22 protein-coding genes and 1 pseudogene are annotated in these 18554 nt (G+C 50.8%); 11 read left to right on the forward strand and 12 right to left on the reverse strand.

The features are described 5' to 3' along the window. On the forward strand, nt 1-343 hold a 343-nt coding region (gene tnpA, locus CAG64_RS16200; RefSeq protein WP_161489339.1), incomplete at its 5' end, for an IS200/IS605 family transposase. Nucleotides 344-637: 294 nt separating this feature from the next. Further along, nucleotides 638-871: pseudogene (locus CAG64_RS16205) on the forward strand (DUF3622 domain-containing protein); the annotation flags it as partial. 100 nt (nt 872-971) lie between these two features. Here CAG64_RS16205 and CAG64_RS16210 read toward each other — a convergent pair. The 5 genes from CAG64_RS16210 to tsaA form a co-directional block, all read right to left on the reverse strand. Beyond that, entirely contained in the window at nt 972-1163 is a 192-nt protein-coding gene (locus CAG64_RS16210) for a DUF4250 domain-containing protein (RefSeq protein WP_021706648.1), read from the reverse strand. Continuing rightward, nucleotides 1163-1369 (reverse strand): YaeP family protein, encoded by a 207-nt coding sequence (locus CAG64_RS16215; RefSeq protein ID WP_021706649.1) that lies wholly within the window; start codon nt 1367-1369, stop codon nt 1163-1165. Before CAG64_RS16215 ends, CAG64_RS16210 begins: the two co-directional genes overlap by 1 nt. A 120-nt stretch (nt 1370-1489) precedes the next feature. Beyond that, complete coding sequence (locus tag CAG64_RS16220) at nt 1490-2119, reverse strand: tellurite resistance TerB family protein (protein ID WP_021706650.1); 630 nt, start codon at nt 2117-2119, stop codon at nt 1490-1492. Between the two features lie 115 nt (nt 2120-2234). Continuing rightward, nucleotides 2235-3950: a proline--tRNA ligase gene (locus CAG64_RS16225; protein WP_161448910.1), complete on the reverse strand. Its 1716-nt coding sequence runs from the start codon at nt 3948-3950 to the stop codon at nt 2235-2237. Nucleotides 3951-4061: 111 nt separating this feature from the next. Beyond that, complete coding sequence (tsaA, locus tag CAG64_RS16230) at nt 4062-4757, reverse strand: tRNA (N6-threonylcarbamoyladenosine(37)-N6)-methyltransferase TrmO (RefSeq protein ID WP_161448907.1); 696 nt, start codon at nt 4755-4757, stop codon at nt 4062-4064. A gap of 128 nt (nt 4758-4885) precedes the next feature. Between tsaA and CAG64_RS16235 the strand changes: the two genes are divergently transcribed. The 3 genes from CAG64_RS16235 (at nt 4886) to CAG64_RS16245 (ending at nt 7088) form a co-directional block, all read left to right on the forward strand. Next, entirely contained in the window at nt 4886-5152 is a 267-nt protein-coding gene (locus tag CAG64_RS16235; RefSeq protein ID WP_021706653.1) for a type B 50S ribosomal protein L31, read from the forward strand. Next, nucleotides 5149-5274, forward strand: coding sequence for a type B 50S ribosomal protein L36 (ykgO, locus tag CAG64_RS16240; RefSeq protein WP_161448906.1), 126 nt, complete (start codon nt 5149-5151; stop codon nt 5272-5274). Before CAG64_RS16235 ends, ykgO begins: the two co-directional genes overlap by 4 nt. Nucleotides 5275-5501: 227 nt before the next feature. Beyond that, entirely contained in the window at nt 5502-7088 is a 1587-nt protein-coding gene (locus CAG64_RS16245; RefSeq protein WP_021706655.1) for an AbgT family transporter, read from the forward strand. A gap of 47 nt (nt 7089-7135) precedes the next feature. On the opposite strand, the gene CAG64_RS16250 is transcribed toward CAG64_RS16245, so the two are convergent. Continuing rightward, on the reverse strand, nt 7136-7582 hold the full coding sequence (locus tag CAG64_RS16250; RefSeq protein ID WP_021706656.1) for a YaiI/YqxD family protein: 447 nt from the start codon (nt 7580-7582) through the stop codon (nt 7136-7138). Further along, complete coding sequence (locus CAG64_RS16255; protein WP_161448912.1) at nt 7582-7872, reverse strand: hypothetical protein; 291 nt, start codon at nt 7870-7872, stop codon at nt 7582-7584. The genes CAG64_RS16250 and CAG64_RS16255 overlap by 1 nt, the downstream gene beginning before the upstream one ends. A gap of 782 nt (nt 7873-8654) precedes the next feature. Between CAG64_RS16255 and CAG64_RS16260 the strand changes: the two genes are divergently transcribed. Next, nucleotides 8655-9161 (forward strand): GNAT family N-acetyltransferase, encoded by a 507-nt coding sequence (locus CAG64_RS16260; RefSeq protein WP_161448904.1) that lies wholly within the window; start codon nt 8655-8657, stop codon nt 9159-9161. Here CAG64_RS16260 and CAG64_RS16265 read toward each other — a convergent pair. Together CAG64_RS16265 and CAG64_RS16270 are read right to left on the reverse strand one after the other, a co-directional pair. Then, nucleotides 9121-9420, reverse strand: coding sequence for a DUF3301 domain-containing protein (locus CAG64_RS16265; protein ID WP_021706659.1), 300 nt, complete (start codon nt 9418-9420; stop codon nt 9121-9123). The genes CAG64_RS16260 and CAG64_RS16265 overlap by 41 nt on opposite strands. Before the next feature lies 1 nt (nt 9421). After that, the gene (locus tag CAG64_RS16270; RefSeq protein ID WP_161448902.1) at nt 9422-10459 is read right to left on the reverse strand and encodes a DUF3549 family protein; all 1038 of its coding nucleotides are present in this window, start codon (nt 10457-10459) and stop codon (nt 9422-9424) included. A gap of 105 nt (nt 10460-10564) precedes the next feature. Here CAG64_RS16270 and CAG64_RS16275 point away from each other — a divergent pair, with 105 nt between their 5' ends. Further along, entirely contained in the window at nt 10565-10879 is a 315-nt protein-coding gene (locus CAG64_RS16275) for a YqcC family protein (RefSeq protein WP_161448900.1), read from the forward strand. After that, nucleotides 10879-11604, forward strand: a complete 726-nt coding sequence (truC, locus tag CAG64_RS16280) for a tRNA pseudouridine(65) synthase TruC (protein ID WP_161448899.1) — start codon at nt 10879-10881, stop codon at nt 11602-11604. The genes CAG64_RS16275 and truC overlap by 1 nt, the downstream gene beginning before the upstream one ends. Before the next feature lie 41 nt (nt 11605-11645). Here the strand turns inward: truC and dxs are convergent, their stop codons facing one another. Genes dxs through xseB form a run of 3 tightly spaced genes read right to left on the reverse strand, consistent with a single transcriptional unit; the run spans nt 11646 to nt 14701 of the window. Further along, complete coding sequence (gene dxs, locus CAG64_RS16285) at nt 11646-13511, reverse strand: 1-deoxy-D-xylulose-5-phosphate synthase (RefSeq protein WP_161448897.1); 1866 nt, start codon at nt 13509-13511, stop codon at nt 11646-11648. 21 nt (nt 13512-13532) lie between these two features. Beyond that, on the reverse strand, nt 13533-14417 hold the full coding sequence (ispA, locus tag CAG64_RS16290; RefSeq protein WP_161448895.1) for a (2E,6E)-farnesyl diphosphate synthase: 885 nt from the start codon (nt 14415-14417) through the stop codon (nt 13533-13535). Nucleotides 14418-14458: 41 nt separating this feature from the next. Further along, nucleotides 14459-14701 (reverse strand): exodeoxyribonuclease VII small subunit, encoded by a 243-nt coding sequence (gene xseB / locus CAG64_RS16295; protein ID WP_021706665.1) that lies wholly within the window; start codon nt 14699-14701, stop codon nt 14459-14461. A 322-nt stretch (nt 14702-15023) separates the two neighbouring features. On the opposite strand from xseB, the gene pomA reads away from it, so the two are divergent. From pomA to thiI, 3 genes are all read left to right on the forward strand, one after another. Beyond that, complete coding sequence (pomA, locus tag CAG64_RS16300) at nt 15024-15788, forward strand: flagellar motor protein PomA (RefSeq protein ID WP_021706666.1); 765 nt, start codon at nt 15024-15026, stop codon at nt 15786-15788. A gap of 12 nt (nt 15789-15800) precedes the next feature. Then, nucleotides 15801-16742 (forward strand): flagellar motor protein MotB, encoded by a 942-nt coding sequence (locus tag CAG64_RS16305; RefSeq protein ID WP_161488411.1) that lies wholly within the window; start codon nt 15801-15803, stop codon nt 16740-16742. Nucleotides 16743-17003: 261 nt separating this feature from the next. Continuing rightward, nucleotides 17004-18452, forward strand: a complete 1449-nt coding sequence (gene thiI / locus CAG64_RS16310) for a tRNA uracil 4-sulfurtransferase ThiI (protein WP_161488410.1) — start codon at nt 17004-17006, stop codon at nt 18450-18452. Nucleotides 18453-18554 lie beyond the last annotated feature (102 nt).

Genomic DNA, 18554 nt, shown 5'->3' on the forward strand with positions numbered 1-18554 from the left:
ACTTAGAAAGCTATGTGAATGGAAAAGTGTGAATATTATTGAAGCGGAATGCTGCGCAGATCATATTCATATGCTTTTAGAAATACCACCGAAGATGAGTGTTTCATCATTTATGGGGTATTTGAAAGGAAAAAGTAGCTTGATGCTCTATGAGCGATTTGGGGATTTGAAGTTCAAGTACAGGAATCGAGAATTTTGGTGTCGAGGGTATTATGTCGATACGGTAGGAAAAAACACCGGCAAGATACAAAGTTACATAAAGCACCAACTAGAACAGGATAAAATGGGAGAGCAATTGTCGATCCCGTATTCAGGTAGCCCGTTTACGGGCCGCAGGAAATAGTCATATGCAAATGTCAGATCACTACGCGCCTGCTAGGGCGCTGCTAGTAGGAGAGCCTTATAGGCGCATATGAAAAACCACCGGCTATGCCGGTGGATACTTTTTTATGGATCTTGGCCGTCGGGAGCCGCTGCGTTTCGTGCCGGGCAAAAAATAGTTACAGCCAAAGGCGAACTTTTATGCTCTAATACCGCGCTATTCGGACCCGGAGATGGTGCTGTATGGAATTTAAGCTTTGCAGAGGTGGATGTCTCCTGCGGGGCTATGTCTACGTTATCCTTTAGGAAAATGACAATGTCGAAAAGTAAGAAATTTGCTGTCCGCGTGAGTGAAAAACGTGGTGGCTGGTGCGCTGAAATCACCCGTCAGGTGACGTCTCGTAAAACCGTTGTGTCTAAACGCGAAACCGGTTTTGAGACAGAAGCACAGGCTCAGGCCTGGGGCGAGCAGGAGCTGGCCGGGTTCATCAAGAACCAGACTGAGCGCAACGCACGCAAATCTGCCCAGCGTAAAGCGCGCAGCGCCGACTAACGCCAGTGACGCAGTACGATGCCATGATTGAGCATTGCACGAAACAAAAAAGGTTGACGAGTGATCGTCAACCTTTTGTTTTTCTGTCTCTGAGTGGTTATCGGAACTGACCCACTTCTGGCAAAAACTCAAAGCCTGCTTCAGCCAGTTTGGTTTCCAACTGCGTCTTATCAAGCTCAAAGTAGGCGACCAACTTATCTAAATCGCCCGCAAAATCATCGCGCAGTTTCATGTTGATGATGCTCATCAACATGACAGGATCCATAGTGGCAAAGTTACTCAGGTTCATCATTTATCCTCAAAGTCTGAAATCAGCAGATTGGCCGCGGCAAAGGCGGCTTTTTCACGGGTGTCCAGTGGCAGTGACTCATCCGCTGCAATCTCATTGAGTGCTTTCACCGCGCAACTGATGGCTTGAGGGATATAAGCCTGATCACCACTGCCGATCTGCGCATAAAGCTCGCGCACCATTTCGCAGCAACCGTATACTTGCATGTGTCGTCTTCCTATAAATGATAACTGCTCTCAAATATACACAGACGCGTTTTGAAATACAAAAGCAGAACTTGTCCTGGCGCAAGCCTAGGCTGGAAATGGTGAAAAATCCGCCTCAAATCAGCGGATTTGCTGCTCAAGCTGAGCGATCACATCCGGTTCGAGTCGCAGTTGTTTAGCCAGTTCTGCCAGATAGGCTTTTTCCATGAAGTTCTGTTCATCTGCCACGATCAACGAGGCGAGATAAATTTCACTGGCTTGTTGAGGAGATGTGGCGAGAGTTGCGATGTCGGTCGGATCAAGCGGTTTGTTGAGTTCAGCCTGAATCAGTTGGCGTGCTGACGGATCCGCGCCAAGACCTTTAAGCGTCTCTTCGATACGCGCCATTTCCTGCTCGTCGACATGACCGTCGGCTTTGGCTGCGGCTATCATCGCTTTGATGATCAGCTCATTATGGTGGTTGTCGTTCGCATCAAAAATTTCTTCCTGATCCGGGCCGGGCTGCTGTTTTTGCCAGTCATTATAGACTTTGTAAGCCAGTGCACCTAACGCTGCGGCCCCACCGACTTTAAGGGCGGTTTTGCCCATTTTTTTACTTTTCTTCGAACCCATCAGCAAACCGATGAGTCCGCCACCGACCGCGCCGGCGCCCAGCGTCGATAAGCTTCCTGAGTTCTGTTTTATTTGCTGTTTTCCCTGACGCAGCATGTCGGAATTGAGTGCTTGATTGAGAAGATTTTTAAGATCCATAGGTCACCTCCTTGATGAATAAAGGCAGTGTAGTCGGAGAAAGCTGAACCGTGGATTAACAGGCATAAAAAAGGGCTGGCGATAAGCCAACCCTATGTTTGTACAACAGCGTTGTTTATTTCATCTGAGCGTTCAGGTGCTCAATGATGTCTGTCATTGCGACCGGTGTTTTCTCGCCGGTACGACGGTTTTTGTATTCGAAGTTGCCTTCATCCATGCTGCGATCGCCAATCACCACGGTGTGTGGAACACCGATCAGTTCAATGTCGGAGAACATCACACCCGGACGCTCTTTACGATCATCAAACAATACTTCGATGCCCATGGCTGTCAGTTCAGCATACAATTTTTCAGCGGCTTCCTGAACACGCTCAGACTTGTGCATATTCATCGGGACAATCGCAACCTGGAACGGCGCGATGGCGTCTGGCCAGATGATGCCGTATTTGTCGTGGTTTTGTTCGATTGCTGCAGCAACAACGCGCGATACACCGATGCCGTAACAACCCATCTCCAGAATCACATTTTTACCATCTGGACCAAGTACACCACAGTTCATCTTCTCAGAGTAGTTTTTACCCAGTTGGAAGATATGACCTACTTCGATACCACGTTTCAGCTGAAGAGTTCCCTGGCCACATGGGCTCGGATCGCCTTCGACAACGTTACGCAGATCTTCCACTTGTCCCAGTTCGACATCACGGCCCCAATTGATACCAAAGTAGTGTTTGTCATCAATGTTGGCGCCTGCGCCGAAATCACTCATGACCGCCACGGTGCGATCAACGATAAATGGCAGTGTCAGACCCACAGGACCCAGTGAGCCAGGACCGGCACCAATCAGCGCACGGATTTCTTCTTCCGTCGCCATCTCAAGAGGTGCTGCTACTTGAGGAAGGTTTTCTGCTTTCACTTCGTTGAGTTCGTGATCGCCACGGATGATCAGAGCGATGATGTCCGCGTCTACTTCATCAGATGCTTTAACGAATAGAGTTTTAACTGTCTTCTCGATCGGCAGATCAAATTGCTCTACTAGTTCAGCGATGGTTTTCGCGTTAGGCGTATCGACCAGCGTCATCTCTTGTGTTGGTGCCACTGCCGCATTGGCAGGGGCTAATGCTTCGGCTTTCTCAATGTTGGCTGCGTAGTCTGATTCTGTAGAGAAGGCAATCAGATCTTCACCGCTTTCTGCCAGGACATGAAACTCCTGTGAGCCGCTACCACCGATTGCGCCGCTGTCTGCCAGTACCGGACGGTAATCCAGGCCCATGCGGTCAAACGCGTTGCAGTAGGCGTCGTGCATCGCGTCGTAGGACTTCTGCAGGCCGTCTTTATCGATGTCGAAGCTGTAGGCATCCATCATCGAGAATTCACGTGCGCGCATCACACCAAAGCGAGGACGGCGTTCGTCACGGAATTTCGTCTGGATCTGGTACAGGTTCAAAGGCAGTTGTTTGTAAGAGCTGACTTCGTTACGTACCAGGCTGGTGATCACTTCTTCAGCGGTCGGGCTCAGTACAAACGGACGAACATGGCGGTCAGTAAAGCGAAGCAGTTCCGGTCCCATCTTTTCGCTGCGACCTGTCTCTTCCCAAAGTTCAAACGGTTGAACCACGGGCATCAGAGTTTCGATTGCACCCGCGTTGTCGATTTCTTGACGAACGATGTTTTCGACTTTACGCAGCACGCGCAGACCGGTAGGCAGCCAGGTGTACAAACCTGAAGCCAGCTTACGGATCATACCCGCACGTAGCATGAGCTGGTGGCTCACGACTTCTGCGTCGTTTGGAGTCTCCTTCAGAGTAGAAAGAAGATAGTTACTGGTACGCATTAAATTTATCCGTTTATCAAAGTTAGATACTCAAGCCTGAATGGGCAGGAGTATGGACGTCCCACGAAGAGAAATTTGTAAGCCGCCTATAATATCAGCCTATTGGCTTTGTCAAAAGCTTTCAATCGCGGTAACTGTTACTAAGTTAGCGCTTACTGAGAATTTTACGTTCAGATCGAACAAATTTACCGCATATTCTTTGCTGTCGGTGCGATTTTTTTTATACGCCGGGCGTGGATCCTGAGCCAGAACTTGTTCAATGACCAGGCGCTTTTGTGCGGCGTCATTCTGCTGCGTGAGGCTGTGTTCGGCCGAGGGCGAAAAGATCACCGTGGCACATTGTGGCGCCTCATCAGCATAACCGCCATGCGCATCTGAAATGGCATCGGAGTAGGGGATGTAAGGTTTGATGTCGACGATGGGGGTGCCATCGACCAGATCAACGCTGCCAAGTTGCAGGTAAACCTGATCACCCTGACGCGTGATGCCGCGCAGTTTCACCGCCGACATGCCGATGCTATTGGGACGAAATGTCGAGCGTGACGCAAACACGCCCACTCGTTCGTTGCCTCCCAGACGCGGAGGGCGGACCGTGGGCTTCCAGCCTGCGTCAAGGTTTTGGTCAAACAGGAACAGTAGCCAGATATGGCTGAACTGCTCAATTCCCCGAACCGATTCAGGGCAGTTTGCTTCCCCCAACAGCCTGATCTGGGCGGAGGCGGCTGGTACCAGACGGGGTTGTCGTGGCACGGCAAATTTTTCTTTATATGGGCTTTCGATGACGCCTATTGGATCAATTGAATACATTTCCACGCTCATTGCGGCTTACTGGCGCACAAAAATACCATAAATTTTGCTTGCAATTGTTGTTGATAATGATTATTAATTGTTTTGTTATAACATAACAATTTGGTTTTTATGATCAGGAGAGAAAGATGCAAGCAGGCATTCATCCGCAATATCGAAAAGTGATCTTCCACGACACCAGCGTGGATCACTACTTTATCGTCGGTTCCACGTTGCAGACTGACCGGACGATTGAATGGAGTGATGGCAAAACGTACCCATATTTTACATTGGACGTGTCGTCAGAATCGCATCCGTTTTACACCGGTAAACAACGCGTGATTCAAAAAGAGGGGCGTGTAGCCAACTTCAACCGCCGATTTGCTCAATTTAGCGCTAATGGGGAAGAAAAATGAAAGTCGTCAAATCGTTACGTAGTGCCAAGCAACGCCACCCGGATTGTCAGGTGGTGAAACGTCGTGGCCGGTTGTTTGTTATCTGTAAATCTAACCCGAGATTCAAAGCCGTACAGAAGTAAAAATCTATTAATATGATTGATAGTTAACGATGACTGATAATTCTAATTCATGTTAATTGCATGGGTTAAAATGCTATTTATTTGTGCTTTTGTCGTTATAAAGTGTGGCATTAGTTACAGAATGTAACATTTTGGATTTCATTTTAACCTCCTTGTCGAGTACCCTGCGCAGGCTTTGTTGACAGTCTTGTCACATATGCGCAGGAATCACTACAAGGAGGGAACAGATGAGTTCATCTGCTTCAATTAATCAAAATGCACCGAAGAAATCGCTCTTTACGCGCTTTCTTGACTCGGTGGAATATTTGGGGAACCTGTTGCCCCACCCAATCACACTTTTCGCTATTTTCTGTGTTGCTATCCTGATTTCATCTGGGATCGCCGGCTATTTTGACGTGGCAGTCGCGGATCCGCGTCCAGAAGGTGCAGCGGGACGTGCGGCAGACGGTATGATCCGCGTTGTCAGCCTGCTGAATGCAGAAGGGCTGGAGCTGATCGTCACCAGTCTGGTGAAGAATTTTGTTGGCTTTGCGCCGCTTGGTACCGTGCTGGTTGCCATGCTCGGGGTTGCGATTGCTGAATACTCAGGTCTGTTATCGGCGGCGATGCGTGGTTTGGTAATGGGGGCGTCCAAACGCATGGTGACTGTGACGGTTGTGTTTGCTGGCATTGTCTCCAACACGGCGTCTGAATTGGGTTACGTTGTTCTTATTCCGTTAGCAGCGATGCTGTTCCACTCTTTAGGACGTCACCCTCTAGCGGGTCTTGCCGCTGCATTTGCTGGTGTATCCGGCGGTTATTCAGCCAACCTGCTGATTGGTACGGTCGACCCTCTGTTGTCTGGTATTACTGAAACGGCAGCGCAGATGATCGATCCGAATTACACCGTGGGTCCGGAAGTAAACTGGTACTTCATGTTTGTATCGACGTTCTTCATCGCTGGCATGGGCGCTTTCGTGACTGAAAAAATCGTTGAGCCAAAACTGGGTAAATACAGTGACGAAGAGGCATCAGAAGATCTGTCTCAGGATACCATGGGGAAACTGACCGACGTTGAGAAGAAAGGCCTGAAAATGGCGGGCGTCGCTGTTGTTCTGGTGTCTGCTCTTCTGGCCTGGACCATTGTGCCGGCAGACGGCATTTTGCGCTCTGATGCGGGTACGGTCGCAGGATCGCCATTCCTGAAGAGCATCGTGGCGTTCATCTTTGTGTTCTTTGCGATTCCGGGCTTTGTGTACGGTAAAGTCGTTGGTACGATGAAAACTGATCGCGATGTGATCAATGCGATGTCTAAGTCGATGTCGTCAATGGGAATGTACATCGTGCTGGTTTTCTTTGCGGCTCAATTTGTGGCGTTCTTCAAGTGGACAAACTTTGGTCAGGTCTTCGCGGTTGCGGGGGCAGATTTTCTGCAAAGCATCGGTCTGACTGGCCCAATGCTGTTCTTCGCCTTCATTCTGATGTGTGGTTTTATCAATCTGATGATTGGTTCGGCGTCAGCGCAGTGGGCGGTGACCGCTCCTATCTTCGTTCCAATGCTGATGCTGGTTGGCTATGCACCGGAAACCATTCAGGCTGCGTACCGGATCGGGGATTCCACCACCAACATCATCACGCCAATGATGAGTTACTTTGGTCTGATTCTGGCGGTGGCAACTCGCTACATGAAGAATCTCGGAATCGGTACTTTGATCGCGACCATGCTGCCTTACTCACTGTGCTTTATTGTCGGCTGGAGCGTACTGTTCTATCTGTGGGTATTTGTGTTCGGTTTGCCAGTTGGTCCTGGTGCGGCGACATACTACACGCCATAATCGTTCATAGTTCGATAAAAAACCTGCGCTCTGCGCAGGTTTTTTGTTTATCGGTGTTTGGCCAGTATTCGGTCGAGGTGGTTGGCGAATTCGCGGCGCTCAGTTTGAGACAGCGCGGCCGGGCCTCCGGTTTGGATACCGCTGGCACGCATGGTGTCCATAAAATCGCGAATGTTCAGCCGCGCTTTGATGGTGTCTTTGGTGTACAACTCTCCCCGGGGGCTCAGCGCCAGCGCCCCTTTGCTGATCGCTTCGTCGGCCAGTGGAATATCGGCGGTGATCACCAGGTCGCCGCTGCTCAGACGGCGCACAATTTCGTTATCGGCCACATCAAAGCCACTGGATACTTGCAGCGCGCGGATGTTGTCGCGTCTGGGAACCGGGACCAAATGGTTGGCAACAAATGTACACTCTACGCCGGTGCGCTCTGCGGCGCGGAACAGTGTGTCACGAGTCACTTTCGGACACGCGTCGGCATCAACCCAAATCTGCATTACAGTTTCTCCGCCAACTTAGCTTCCAGCGTCTCCAGACGACGTGTCAGCTCCTTAATCTGTTGCTCCAGGTGCGCGATCTTGTCTTGAGGTGGGGCACTGTCAGCGGCGATTTCGACTTTCGGTACACGTTGAGCGTGTTTCCAGCTACGAATGGTGGCAATCAGGGCTGGCATTGGCACAGGCGTTTTCAGCCGAGCTTTGACCAGCGCCACTGTTGGCTCTTTGCCTTGATTGTGCAGCGATTGCAGCACCGCTTCCAGCTCTTGGGTGATGTTTTGAGTGAGCATCATTTCTTCCTCTGATACAACTTTCGTCCATCATACTGGCAAAGGCCAATCTAGGCGAATAGCAAATCCGGTAGCTGTGTGTAAGAGATCTCTCACACACGGTGTGAGAGAAGGCGATATTATAGTGGTTGAAATGGCCTTATTTCTATCTAACTCATTATTTTTAAATGCCTTTCTCTTATTGTAATCCTTTTCATTAAAAAAACTTGTTGTACGGTGGATTGTTTAAATCGGCAGAAAGCGTAAATTTACAGGTGTCGGAAGGATACTGACACGGAACAGGAAATCGCCACGGATTTGGCCATCTTCAGGAAGAAGAGTTGATGATTCAGGATGGGGCATCAGCAGGAAGCGAAGGACTTTGTACGGACACAACAACTGACAGGATGTGAGTTGCAACGGAATGACAAAGGACAGCGTTAGGATAACGCAGGGACACCGCTCACGGAACAAGTGATGAGAGCTAACCAGGACAGTTAGCGTTCAGGATGAATAGGACACCGCCAGGAAGGCGAAGTAAGGAACGCTGAAGGATTCAGCCACTATTAAGGAAGATGCAAGGAGCATCATTAGTAGCCGGATTGCTGCGAGTTAAGACTATAGCCCTGATACGCAAGTATCAGGGCTTTTCTTTGATTGTTCACACAATTAATAAAAAATATAATAAGATCAAATAAATATAAATCCAGATCAATAAACGTCACTTCCGGTTGGTTTAATTTTTCGGCTTTCTCAGTGCATCTGTTTGCACGGGATTTGTTTGCTGTTATCAAGGATTAGATGTGACTATAGCCACACGAAGAACTTTGCTTCTTCCTTATAATGAGTCGTTACAGTCAGAATTTCTGATGCTCAATTGCTGCGCGAAAAATCGGGCGGAAATGAATGGTCCGCATACGGTCGCGTCTGCCAAACAGTTGTTTCAAAAGGTGCTTCATGATCCCAACTTGTACAGTATGGCGGTGTTGGACAACACCACACGCGAGTACATTGGTCACGTCTTTATTAGCAACCTGGACGGGGTGCCGGAGCTGGGTTTTATTTTCGATAAGCTGTATTGGGGGAAAGGCTTAGCCAGTGAAGCGTTGAAAGCGTTTTTCCCCAAAGCACTGCGTGAACGGCAGATTGAAAAGGTGATTGCCTCGGTCAATCTTCACCATGCGCCTTGTTTGAGGCTGCTACAGAAGCTGGGGTTCGTCATCCGAGAGGAAAAACAGGATGGATTTGGCCCTTATTATGAGCTCGAATTTACATCCGATGCGGTGGTAGATGAAAGTTCACTGGTCTGAAACCTACCATGGTCAGTTGGCCCTGGTAACAATCATCGCCCAGTGACGAAAACTCAAACAGATACACCGTATGCCAACGCCAGACTCCGCCTGGCGTTTTTAGTTTGTGGGCACCAAATGCGACACTCAGCAGTTGCAGATCGAGTTGTTCACACTTTCTGACGATCGCAGCTTTTGCCAGTTCGGCCTGGCGGCGTTGTTGCCAGAACAGAAAACACAGTAGCGTCAGGCCAAGTATCGCCAGTAAGTTGTGAATCATTTTACGCCTTCGTCGACTGTTGCAGATTAAATAGCGCCTGGGCCAGTTCCTGTGATGGACTGGCGTGGAGCAGCGGCAGTAATACCATCCGCAGTTCAGGGATCATGACCAGGTCAGCAAACAGCTGGTTGAACAGGGCTTGGTTGCCGGTCTGAGCCAGCCTGAGCAGAAAACGCTCTGCTGTGCCTGCATCCGCCAGCCAGTGCCAGGCTCGTCCGGCGATGCCAATCAGAATTTCCTGATGGCTCAGACGCGGACTGCTCAGTACTGCGTCAAGAACCGGCGCAGACAAAGTGCGATCGGCACCATTAAGAGCGCGCACCAGGGCGGATAACAGGAAGAGGTCTGGATCACTACTGTTGATTTGCGCCAGTGCCATTTCCTGCAGGCGCAAAGCCAGTTTTTCGGGTACCGGGCCATGTTCGAGCGCACCCAGCAAGGCATAGAGCGGTTCATTTGGTAACTGTGTGAGCGCTTTACGTATTAACACCCCGTTTTGTTGCTGCTCAAGGCGAGCGCACAGATCGGTGATGCCCTGTAGGCCAACCGTCTGCCATTTTTCCCACCCCATTGCACCACTGAAATAGTGCTGTGCGTGTTCATAATACTGGCTGGTCGGCAAATCGAGCTGCGCACGCAGTTGGCTGTGAAACACCGCCATCTTGTCTTCAGAAGGCTTAAAAGTGTATGGATTGTTGGTCAGTTTCTGTTGTTGCTCTTCGCTCATTTCCTGGCTCAGACGCGTGCCCATCGCTTCTATGACGTATTTGAGGAAGTTGCCAATCTCGGCTTGATTGAGTAGCCCACGCTCATCCAATTCGAATTTAAGAAACCAGATCCACGGTTGCTTCTCTGTATTCCAATACGCAATCGCCAGATGGGCTTTACGCTGGAGTGGGTACGGATAAGGATGCTGGCCCTGTTCGACACTGGTAAACAGTTTTGGGGCAATCGGGGTGATCCGACGGCCGAGGTCAAAAATCTTATACTGACAGCCGCTGTTTTCCAGCAATTGAGTCAGGGTATGAATGGTGTCCATGAATCGGTACTTCCTGAGAAACTTTCCCTAATAGATGGTATCCTGTCGGCCATTTTCAAGGTCAATTACCGAAATAATGCGGTAAAGGGTGCAATAACCTTCTTTATGTCACGAACTCTACAACTTCACTGCGTACTGCAACAACTCGAAGCAGAATTACGCCGCTGTCAGTTATGGCAGTCTCAGCCGCCGTCGGCTCAGGCTCTGACCAGTCAAGAGCCGTTTGCTATTGATACGCTGGCACCTCATGAATGGCTGCAATGGGTGTTTATGCCACGCATGCTGGCCCTTATCGAGGCTGAAGCGCCATTACCACGGGGATTCGCGCTGACGCCTTATTTTGAAGAGGTGTGGAAAGACACGCCTTCGCATCAACCTTTGCTGGTGCTGGTGATGGACATCGATCGGGTGTGTGCGTGATGTTGGAGATTATTTATCAGGACGAGCATCTGGTGGCGGTCAACAAACCTGCGGGTATGCTGGTTCATCGCAGTTGGCTGGACAAACACGAAACCCAGTTCGTAATGCAGACTCTGCGAGATCAGTTAGGTCAGCATGTCTTTCCGTTGCACCGCCTTGATCGGCCAACGTCGGGCGTGTTGGTGTTTGCGCTGTCGAGTGAAGTGGCCGCTAAGATGATGCCAATGTTTGCCAACCATGAAATGGAGAAAACGTATCATGCGGTGGTGCGTGGCTGGATAGAGCAGGGGGATGTACTGGATTACCCGCTGAAAGTGGAGCTCGATAAGATTGCTGACAAATTTGCCCGTGAGGACAAAGAAGCTCAACCGGCGGTCACGGCGTATCAACCGCTGGATAAAGTTGAAGTGCCTTATTCAACCGGACGTTTTCCAACCAGTCGCTATTGTTTGCTGGAGATGAAACCGACGACTGGCCGAAAACATCAGCTTCGGCGACACATGCATCATCTTAGCCACCCCATCATTGGCGATACCACGCACGGTGATGGCAAGCACAACCGTTTGTTTCGTGAGCACTACGATTGCCATCGTTTGCTGTTACATGCGTCGAAGCTGCGCTTCATGCATCCTTTCCGTGGTGAGGTGCTGATTTTGCGCGCCGGGTTCGATGACGTCTGGCAGAGGCTGTTTCGCGAATTTGACTGGCCGCAGCCAAAGCGCTGAACCTCATCCAGTAAAAAGCCCTCTTGCGAGGGCTTAATGTTTTATATATCCAGATAAGTCTGAATGGCTTGCTCTATGCCCGCGGCATCCAGCCCCAGCTCAGCATGCAGTTCTTCCTGCGTGCCCTGGGCGATGAATTTGTCCGGCAAGCCCAGGTTAAGTACTGGTTTAAGGCGTTTTTCCTGCATCAGAAACTCCAGTACACCGGCTCCCGCGCCACCGGCAATGGCATTTTCTTCCAAGGTCACCAGAACGTCGTGGTCTGTCGCAAGTTGGCGAATCAGCGCTTCATCCAGAGGTTTCACAAAACGCATGTCTGCGACAGTGGCGTTGAGCGCTTCGGCGGCTTGCAGTGCGTTGGGCATTAACGCACCGAAGTTAAGGATGGCCACTTTCTCACCCTGGCGTACTATGCGGCCTTTGCCGATTTCTAGTGCGGTGAACTCTGGATTGATATCGGCGCCGATGCCACTGCCACGCGGATAGCGCACCGCGCTTGGTCCTTGATGTTGATGGCCGGTATACAGCATTTGGCGGCATTCGTTTTCATCACTTGGTGCCATAATGACCATGTTTGGAATGCAGCGCATGTAACTGAGATCGAACGCTCCCTGGTGCGTTTGGCCGTCTGCGCCAACCAGACCGGCGCGGTCGATGGCAAACATGACTGGCAAGTTCATGATCGCGACATCGTGAATCAACTGGTCGTAGCCACGCTGCAGGAAGGTAGAGTAGATCGCCACAATCGGATGATTACCGGCGATCGCCATGCCTGTCGCTAATGTGACGGCATGTTGCTCCGCAATGGCGACATCAAAGTATTGCTCCGGATATTCTTTGGAGAACCGAACCATACCAGAGCCTTCGCGCATGGCGGGGGTGATCGCCATCAGCTTTGGATCCTGAGCGGCCATATCACACAAGAAATCGCCGAAAATGTTTGAGTAACTAGGTTTGCCACCTTTACTTTTCGGCAGGCAGTCGTGACTTGGATCGAATTTAGGCACGGCGTGGTAGCCAATGGGATCTTTTTCTGCCTGCTCATAGCCTTTGCCTTTCTTGGTCATGATATGCAGGAACTGCGGACCTTTCAGCTCGCGCATGTTCCGGAGTGTTTTGACCAGTTCCAGCACATCGTGGCCGTCGACCGGACCGATGTAGTTAAACCCCAATTCTTCGAACAGCGTACCCGGCACGACCATGCCTTTAAGGTGCTCTTCGGTGCGACGCACCAGTTCTTTGATCGGTGGTACCCCAGACAGCACTTTCTTACCGCCTTCACGGATAGAGGTGTACAGACTGCCAGACAGCAGTTGAGCCAGATGGTTGTTGAGTGCCCCAACATTCTCTGAAATCGACATTTCGTTGTCGTTGAGGATCACCAGCATGTCCGGGTGGACATCACCGGCGTGGTTCATGGCTTCAAACGCCATTCCTGCGGTGATGGCGCCGTCGCCAATCACACTGACGGTTTTGCGATCTTTGCCTTCTTTGCCGGCACTGATGGCCATACCAAGGGCGGCACTGATCGAGGTTGAGGAGTGACCGACCGATAAGGTGTCGTATTCACTTTCTCCACGCCACGGAAACGGGTGCAGGCCGTCTTTCTGGCGGATCGTCGGCATACGGTCACGACGTCCGGTTAAAATCTTATGCGGATAAGCCTGATGACCTACGTCCCAGATCAATTGATCAAATGGGGTTTGATAGACATAGTGCAGGGCGACGGTCAGTTCGACGGTGCCCAGACCTGAAGCCAGATGTCCGCTCGACTGGCTGACCGAGTTGAGCAGATAGGTACGTAATTCTTCACACAGCTTCGGCAGCGTATCTTTCGGCAGACTGCGCAGTTCATCTGGCGTATTTGCCAGGGCCAGTGTGGGATACTTTGAAATATCAAGAGTCATTATAAATGCGCGCTTATAGTGTTAATTTTTGCGCTCGATGACGTATCGGGCGAACTCTTCGAGTAACTCTGTATTGTAAGGGATTGCTTCCAAAGCCGCGAGGGCTTCCTCTAACAGAGCATGAGCTTTATTTATAGCACCTTCCAGCCCCAGCAGCGCGGGGTAGGTGCTCTTATTGAGTTGTTGATCAGAACCCTGGGGTTTTCCCAGCGTTGCGGTGTCACTGATGATGTCTAAAATGTCGTCCTGCACCTGAAAAGCCAGACCAACAGCATCGGCGTAGCTGTCCAACTGCGGCAACACGGCCAGGCCTTTAGGGCCAGCCGCTAACGCGCCAAGACGGATTGCACACTTCATCAGGGCTCCGGTCTTGTTGCGGTGAATGGCTTCCAGCTCTTCCAGCCCGACCTGACGGTTTTCGGCCGCCAAATCCAGCGCTTGGCCGAGGCACATGCCATTGGCACCGGATGCCTGAGCCAGCGCCTGCACCATGGCAATGCGGTTGCTTTCGGCGCGCGAGGCGATCGGACCTTCAGCCAGAATGGAAAACGCCAGTGTTTGCAGGGCATCGCCAGTCAGAATGGCGGTCGCTTCATCGAATTTAATGTGGCAAGTGGGATGGCCGCGACGCAGCTCGTCATCGTCCATGGCTGGCAGATCATCGTGGATCAGGGAATAGGCGTGGATACATTCGACCGCACTGGCGGGCGTGTCCAGATCGTGCGGCTCACAGCCAAGCATTTGGCCGGTCGCATAAACCAAAAATGGGCGCGCACGTTTGCCGCCCAAGGTTAAACCGTAGCGCATGGCTTCGATCAGTGGTTGCTCCTGATGAGGTAACTGATCCAGCCACGCATTCAGTTGTTGATTGTTTCTTTCCTGATAGGCTGTTAGCGCCTCAATCATAGCGTGCTCTTCTTAAATCAATCTTATGTCTGGCTGCAGGGTTATTCTGCCGGGATGTCAAATTCGCTCAGAGGCGCCTGGTCATCATTGCTGAGAAGAATGCTGACGCGTTGCTCAGCTTCCGTCAGTTTGGTTTGACCCGCGCGAGCCAGGGCAATGCCGCGCTCAAATTTTTTCAGCGCTTCATCCAGCGCAAGATCGCCGTTTTCCAGTTGCTCAACCAGCGTGTCGAGCTCCTCGATGGTTGCCTCAAAGGACATGTTTTCAGGTTTCTTGCTTGCCATAGTTTTTTTCGCTTGAGAAGGATGGACGAAAGTTACCTTAGGGCGTGGGGATGGTCAAATTTAACCGGGTAAATTTGTCACAAAAGTTGAATTCCCGCGCCGATTTGGACAAATCCTAACAAGAGCTGTGAGCTGGATTCGGGATGCAGGTTTTAAACTGGAAAAGTCACGCAGAAAATCGTTTATTTAACTCTGAGAGAGAAAATAGTTAAAGATCTCATCTTATTGCCGATAAAATGAGTAATCTCGGAATTTCACCTGCCAGCCCGGTTATCTGCCGGCTGTTTCTGACTGGCAGGATATACTGCATGAGGAGTGCTTTGTGGATTTAGCTACGCTGATTGGACTGCTGGGTGGCTTGGCGTTCGTGGTCATGGCCATGGTGCTGGGCGGCAGTATCATGATGTTCGTCGATATTACTTCGATCCTGATCGTGGTGGGTGGTTCCACATTTGTAGTATTGATGAAATTCACGCTGGGACAGTTTTTTTCTGCGGCCAAAATTGCTGGTAAAGCATTTGCGTTCAAAGCGGACCAACCGGAAGAGCTGATTGCCAAAGTTGTTGAAATGGCAGACGCAGCGCGTAAAGGGGGATTTCTGGCGCTCGAAGAGATGGAGATCAGTAACAGCTTCATGCAAAAAGGGATCGATTTGCTGGTGGACGGCCACGATGCTGATGTGGTCCGGGCCGCATTGCAAAAAGACATCGCCTTGACTGACGAACGTCATGAACAGGGCTCCGGTGTGTTTAAAGCGTTTGGTGATGTAGCACCGGCGATGGGAATGATTGGTACGCTGATCGGTCTGGTGGCGATGTTGTCGAACATGGATGACCCGAAAGCGATCGGTCCGGCGATGGCGGTGGCCTTGTTGACAACGTTGTACGGTGCGATTCTGGCGAACATGATTTTCTTCCCGATTGCCGACAAACTGTCGCTGCGTCGTGAACAGGAGAAACTTAACCGTCGCCTGATCATGGATGGCGTACTGGCGATTCAGGATGGCCAGAATCCACGGGTAATAGACAGTTATCTGAAAAATTACCTCAACGAAGGCAAACGCAATCTCGATATCGACAACGAGTAACAGGATCTGTCTATGGAAGAGCAAAAATGTAAATGTCCGCCTCCCGGCTTGCCGCCGTGGATGGGGACGTTTGCCGACCTGATGGCTCTGTTGATGTGTTTCTTTGTACTGTTGCTGTCGTTTTCTGAAATGGATGTACTCAAGTTCAAACAGATTGCCGGTTCCATGAAGTTTGCCTTCGGGGTACAAAACCGCCTTGAGGTCAAAGACATCCCGAAAGGCACCAGCATCATTGCTCAGGAGTTCCGTCCGGGGCGTCCTGAACCGACACCCATTGATGTCATCATGCAGCAGACGATTGATATCACTCAGCAAACCCTGGATTTCCATGAAGGGGAGTCGGATCGTGCTGGTGGTACTCAGCGCGATAAAGGAAAACTGACGGGGGGGAAATCGCCTGAGTCATCGACCAAAGACAACCAGAACGCTGAGTCGGAAATGGAACAGCAGCAGTCTGAAGCCATGGCCGAAGAACTGGAAACGTTGGAAGAAAGCATCAAGAAAGCGCTCGAGCGAGAAATCGATCAGGGCGCGGTTGAAGTGGAAAACCTCGGCCAGCAGTTGGTGATTCGTATTCGGGAAAAAGGCGCGTTTCCGGAAGGGTCTGCGTTCCTTCAGCCAAAATTCCGGCCTCTGATCCGTCAGGTGGCGGAATTGGTTAAAGACGTCCCGGGTATCGTGCGTATCTCTGGTCACACCGATAATCAGCCGATTGATTCGGAGTTGTATCGCTCTAACTGGGATCTGTCGTCACAGCGTGCGGTGTCGGTTGCTCAGGAGATGGAAAAAGTGCACGGCTTCCCGCATCAACGTTTGCGTGTACGCGGAATGGCGGACACTCAGCCGCTCGGGCCGAACGATACCGAGGCGCAGCGTGCGAGAAACCGGCGGGTGGAAATCAGCATCATGCAGGGGGAGCCTATGTTCAGTGATGAGATCCCCACGATCAGATAACGCAAGGTCAACACCGCAAAAAGACGAGCGCCACGCTCGTCTTTTTTGTGTCTGAGAACGCCTGATATTGGCTGGTGGAACGGAGTACAGCTTAGCCGTGGATTGATGGCAGCCTGACAGATAATTCCGGTCGGCGCTCGCATCTTCTGGACGGTGGGTATATAATCTCGCGCCTTTATAAAGTTGCACAAAGCTGTACTAGGCTTACAGGTACAGTTGGTGCGTCGTTGATGATTGCGAACTAAAGCTGCGAACAGAATTATGAAATTTATTGTAAAGCCCCATCCAGAGATTTTTGTTAAAAGCGAATCGGTGCGTAAGCGCTTCACAAAGATTCTAGAATGCAACATTCGCAACATCGTTAAGGCGCGCACTGAGTCGGTTGCGGTATTCAACCGTCGTGACCACATTGAAGTGACCGCCGAGAGCTCTCAGTACCATGCGGAAGTGCTGGAGATCCTGACGCACACGCCGGGCATCCACCATGTTCTGGAAGTGCAGCAATCCGATTTTACCGATTTGCATGACATCTATGAGCAGGTGTTGGCGCTGAGTCGTCCACTGATCGAAGGTAAGACGTTCGTGGTGCGGGCGAAGCGTCGTGGTAAGCACGACTTCACCTCCATCGAGCTTGAGCGCTATGTTGGCGGTGGCCTCAACCAGGCAGTAGAAAGTGCCAGTGTCAAACTGCACAATCCAGATGTGACGGTGAAAGTGGAAGTCGCTGGCGACAAGCTGAACCAGGTACTGGCACGGCACAAAGGCCTGGGTGGTTTCCCGCTGGGGACTCAGGAAGATGTGCTGAGCCTGATTTCGGGCGGTTTCGACTCTGGTGTTTCCAGTTACCTGCACATCAAGCGTGGCTCTAAAGTACACTACTGTTTCTTCAACCTTGGCGGACCGGCGCACGAGATTGGCGTGAAGCAGGTGTCTCATTACTTGTGGAACAAGTACGGCTCATCGGCCAAAGTGCGTTTCATCTCGGTCGATTTTGAACCCGTCGTTGCTGAAATTCTGGAAAAAGTGGATGACGGCCAGATGGGGGTTATCCTCAAACGAATGTTTATGCGGGCGGCTGGCATGATTGCGGAGAAATTCGGCATTCAGGCTCTGGTTACCGGTGAAGCGCTGGGACAGGTATCGAGTCAGACGCTGACCAACTTGCGCCATATTGATGGGGTGACGGATTCTCTGATCCTACGTCCGCTGATCAACTGGGACAAAGAAGACATCATTAATCTGGCCCGTAATATCGGCACTGAAGATTTTGCTAAGACGATGCCCGAGTATTGTGGGGTGATTTCGAAGAAACCGACGGTGAAAGCGGTGAAAGCGAAACTGGAAGCGGAAGAAGAGAAATTTGACTTCGGTATTCTGGAGCAGGTTGTGCGTGATGCCCGTCAGATGGACATTCGCGATATCGCCAAAGAATCAGAGCAGGCGGCACCGGAAGTCGAGCAGGTTCAGGCGGTCGAAGAGCATGCCATCGTGCTGGATATCCGTAGCCCGGATGAAGAAGACGATAACCCACTGGAAATCAGTGGTGTTGAAGTGAAACACCTACCGTTTTACAAGCTGGGTACTCAGTTTGGCGATTTGGATCAGTCCAAAACTTATCTGCTGTACTGTGATCGCGGCGTGATGAGTCGTCTTCAGGCGTTGTACCTGCAAGAGCAAGGGTTTAGTAATGTGAAAGTGTACCGCCCTTAATCTGCATCATTAAATGATGAAAAAGCGCAAATCGTTGATTCGGTTTGCGCTTTTTTTGTGTCACACTTATCCCGCTCCGATTGTCTGCTGCCAAGATGCAAA

This window comes from Vibrio sp. V38_P2S17PM301 (genome assembly GCF_009904845.1).
GTDB lineage: Bacteria > Pseudomonadota > Gammaproteobacteria > Enterobacterales > Vibrionaceae > Vibrio > Vibrio proteolyticus.

Excerpts from the sequence above, each read along its gene's own strand:
- CAG64_RS16210 (WP_021706648.1), bottom strand. The coding sequence starts at position 1,163 with ATGAACCTGAGTAACTTTGCCACTATGGATCCTGTCATGTTGATGAGC.
- CAG64_RS16215 (WP_021706649.1), bottom strand. The coding sequence starts at position 1,369 with ATGCAAGTATACGGTTGCTGCGAAATGGTGCGCGAGCTTTATGCGCAG.
- CAG64_RS16220 (WP_021706650.1), bottom strand. The coding sequence starts at position 2,119 with ATGGATCTTAAAAATCTTCTCAATCAAGCACTCAATTCCGACATGCTG.
- CAG64_RS16225 (WP_161448910.1), bottom strand. The coding sequence starts at position 3,950 with ATGCGTACCAGTAACTATCTTCTTTCTACTCTGAAGGAGACTCCAAAC.
- tsaA (WP_161448907.1), bottom strand. The coding sequence starts at position 4,757 with ATGTATTCAATTGATCCAATAGGCGTCATCGAAAGCCCATATAAAGAA.
- CAG64_RS16235 (WP_021706653.1), top strand. The coding sequence starts at position 4,886 with ATGCAAGCAGGCATTCATCCGCAATATCGAAAAGTGATCTTCCACGAC.
- ykgO (WP_161448906.1), top strand. The coding sequence starts at position 5,149 with ATGAAAGTCGTCAAATCGTTACGTAGTGCCAAGCAACGCCACCCGGAT.
- CAG64_RS16245 (WP_021706655.1), top strand. The coding sequence starts at position 5,502 with ATGAGTTCATCTGCTTCAATTAATCAAAATGCACCGAAGAAATCGCTC.
- CAG64_RS16250 (WP_021706656.1), bottom strand. The coding sequence starts at position 7,582 with ATGCAGATTTGGGTTGATGCCGACGCGTGTCCGAAAGTGACTCGTGAC.
- CAG64_RS16255 (WP_161448912.1), bottom strand. The coding sequence starts at position 7,872 with ATGCTCACTCAAAACATCACCCAAGAGCTGGAAGCGGTGCTGCAATCG.
- CAG64_RS16265 (WP_021706659.1), bottom strand. The coding sequence starts at position 9,420 with ATGATTCACAACTTACTGGCGATACTTGGCCTGACGCTACTGTGTTTT.
- CAG64_RS16270 (WP_161448902.1), bottom strand. The coding sequence starts at position 10,459 with ATGGACACCATTCATACCCTGACTCAATTGCTGGAAAACAGCGGCTGT.
- CAG64_RS16275 (WP_161448900.1), top strand. The coding sequence starts at position 10,565 with ATGTCACGAACTCTACAACTTCACTGCGTACTGCAACAACTCGAAGCA.
- truC (WP_161448899.1), top strand. The coding sequence starts at position 10,879 with ATGTTGGAGATTATTTATCAGGACGAGCATCTGGTGGCGGTCAACAAA.
- dxs (WP_161448897.1), bottom strand. The coding sequence starts at position 13,511 with ATGACTCTTGATATTTCAAAGTATCCCACACTGGCCCTGGCAAATACG.
- ispA (WP_161448895.1), bottom strand. The coding sequence starts at position 14,417 with ATGATTGAGGCGCTAACAGCCTATCAGGAAAGAAACAATCAACAACTG.
- xseB (WP_021706665.1), bottom strand. The coding sequence starts at position 14,701 with ATGGCAAGCAAGAAACCTGAAAACATGTCCTTTGAGGCAACCATCGAG.
- CAG64_RS16305 (WP_161488411.1), top strand. The coding sequence starts at position 15,801 with ATGGAAGAGCAAAAATGTAAATGTCCGCCTCCCGGCTTGCCGCCGTGG.
- thiI (WP_161488410.1), top strand. The coding sequence starts at position 17,004 with ATGAAATTTATTGTAAAGCCCCATCCAGAGATTTTTGTTAAAAGCGAA.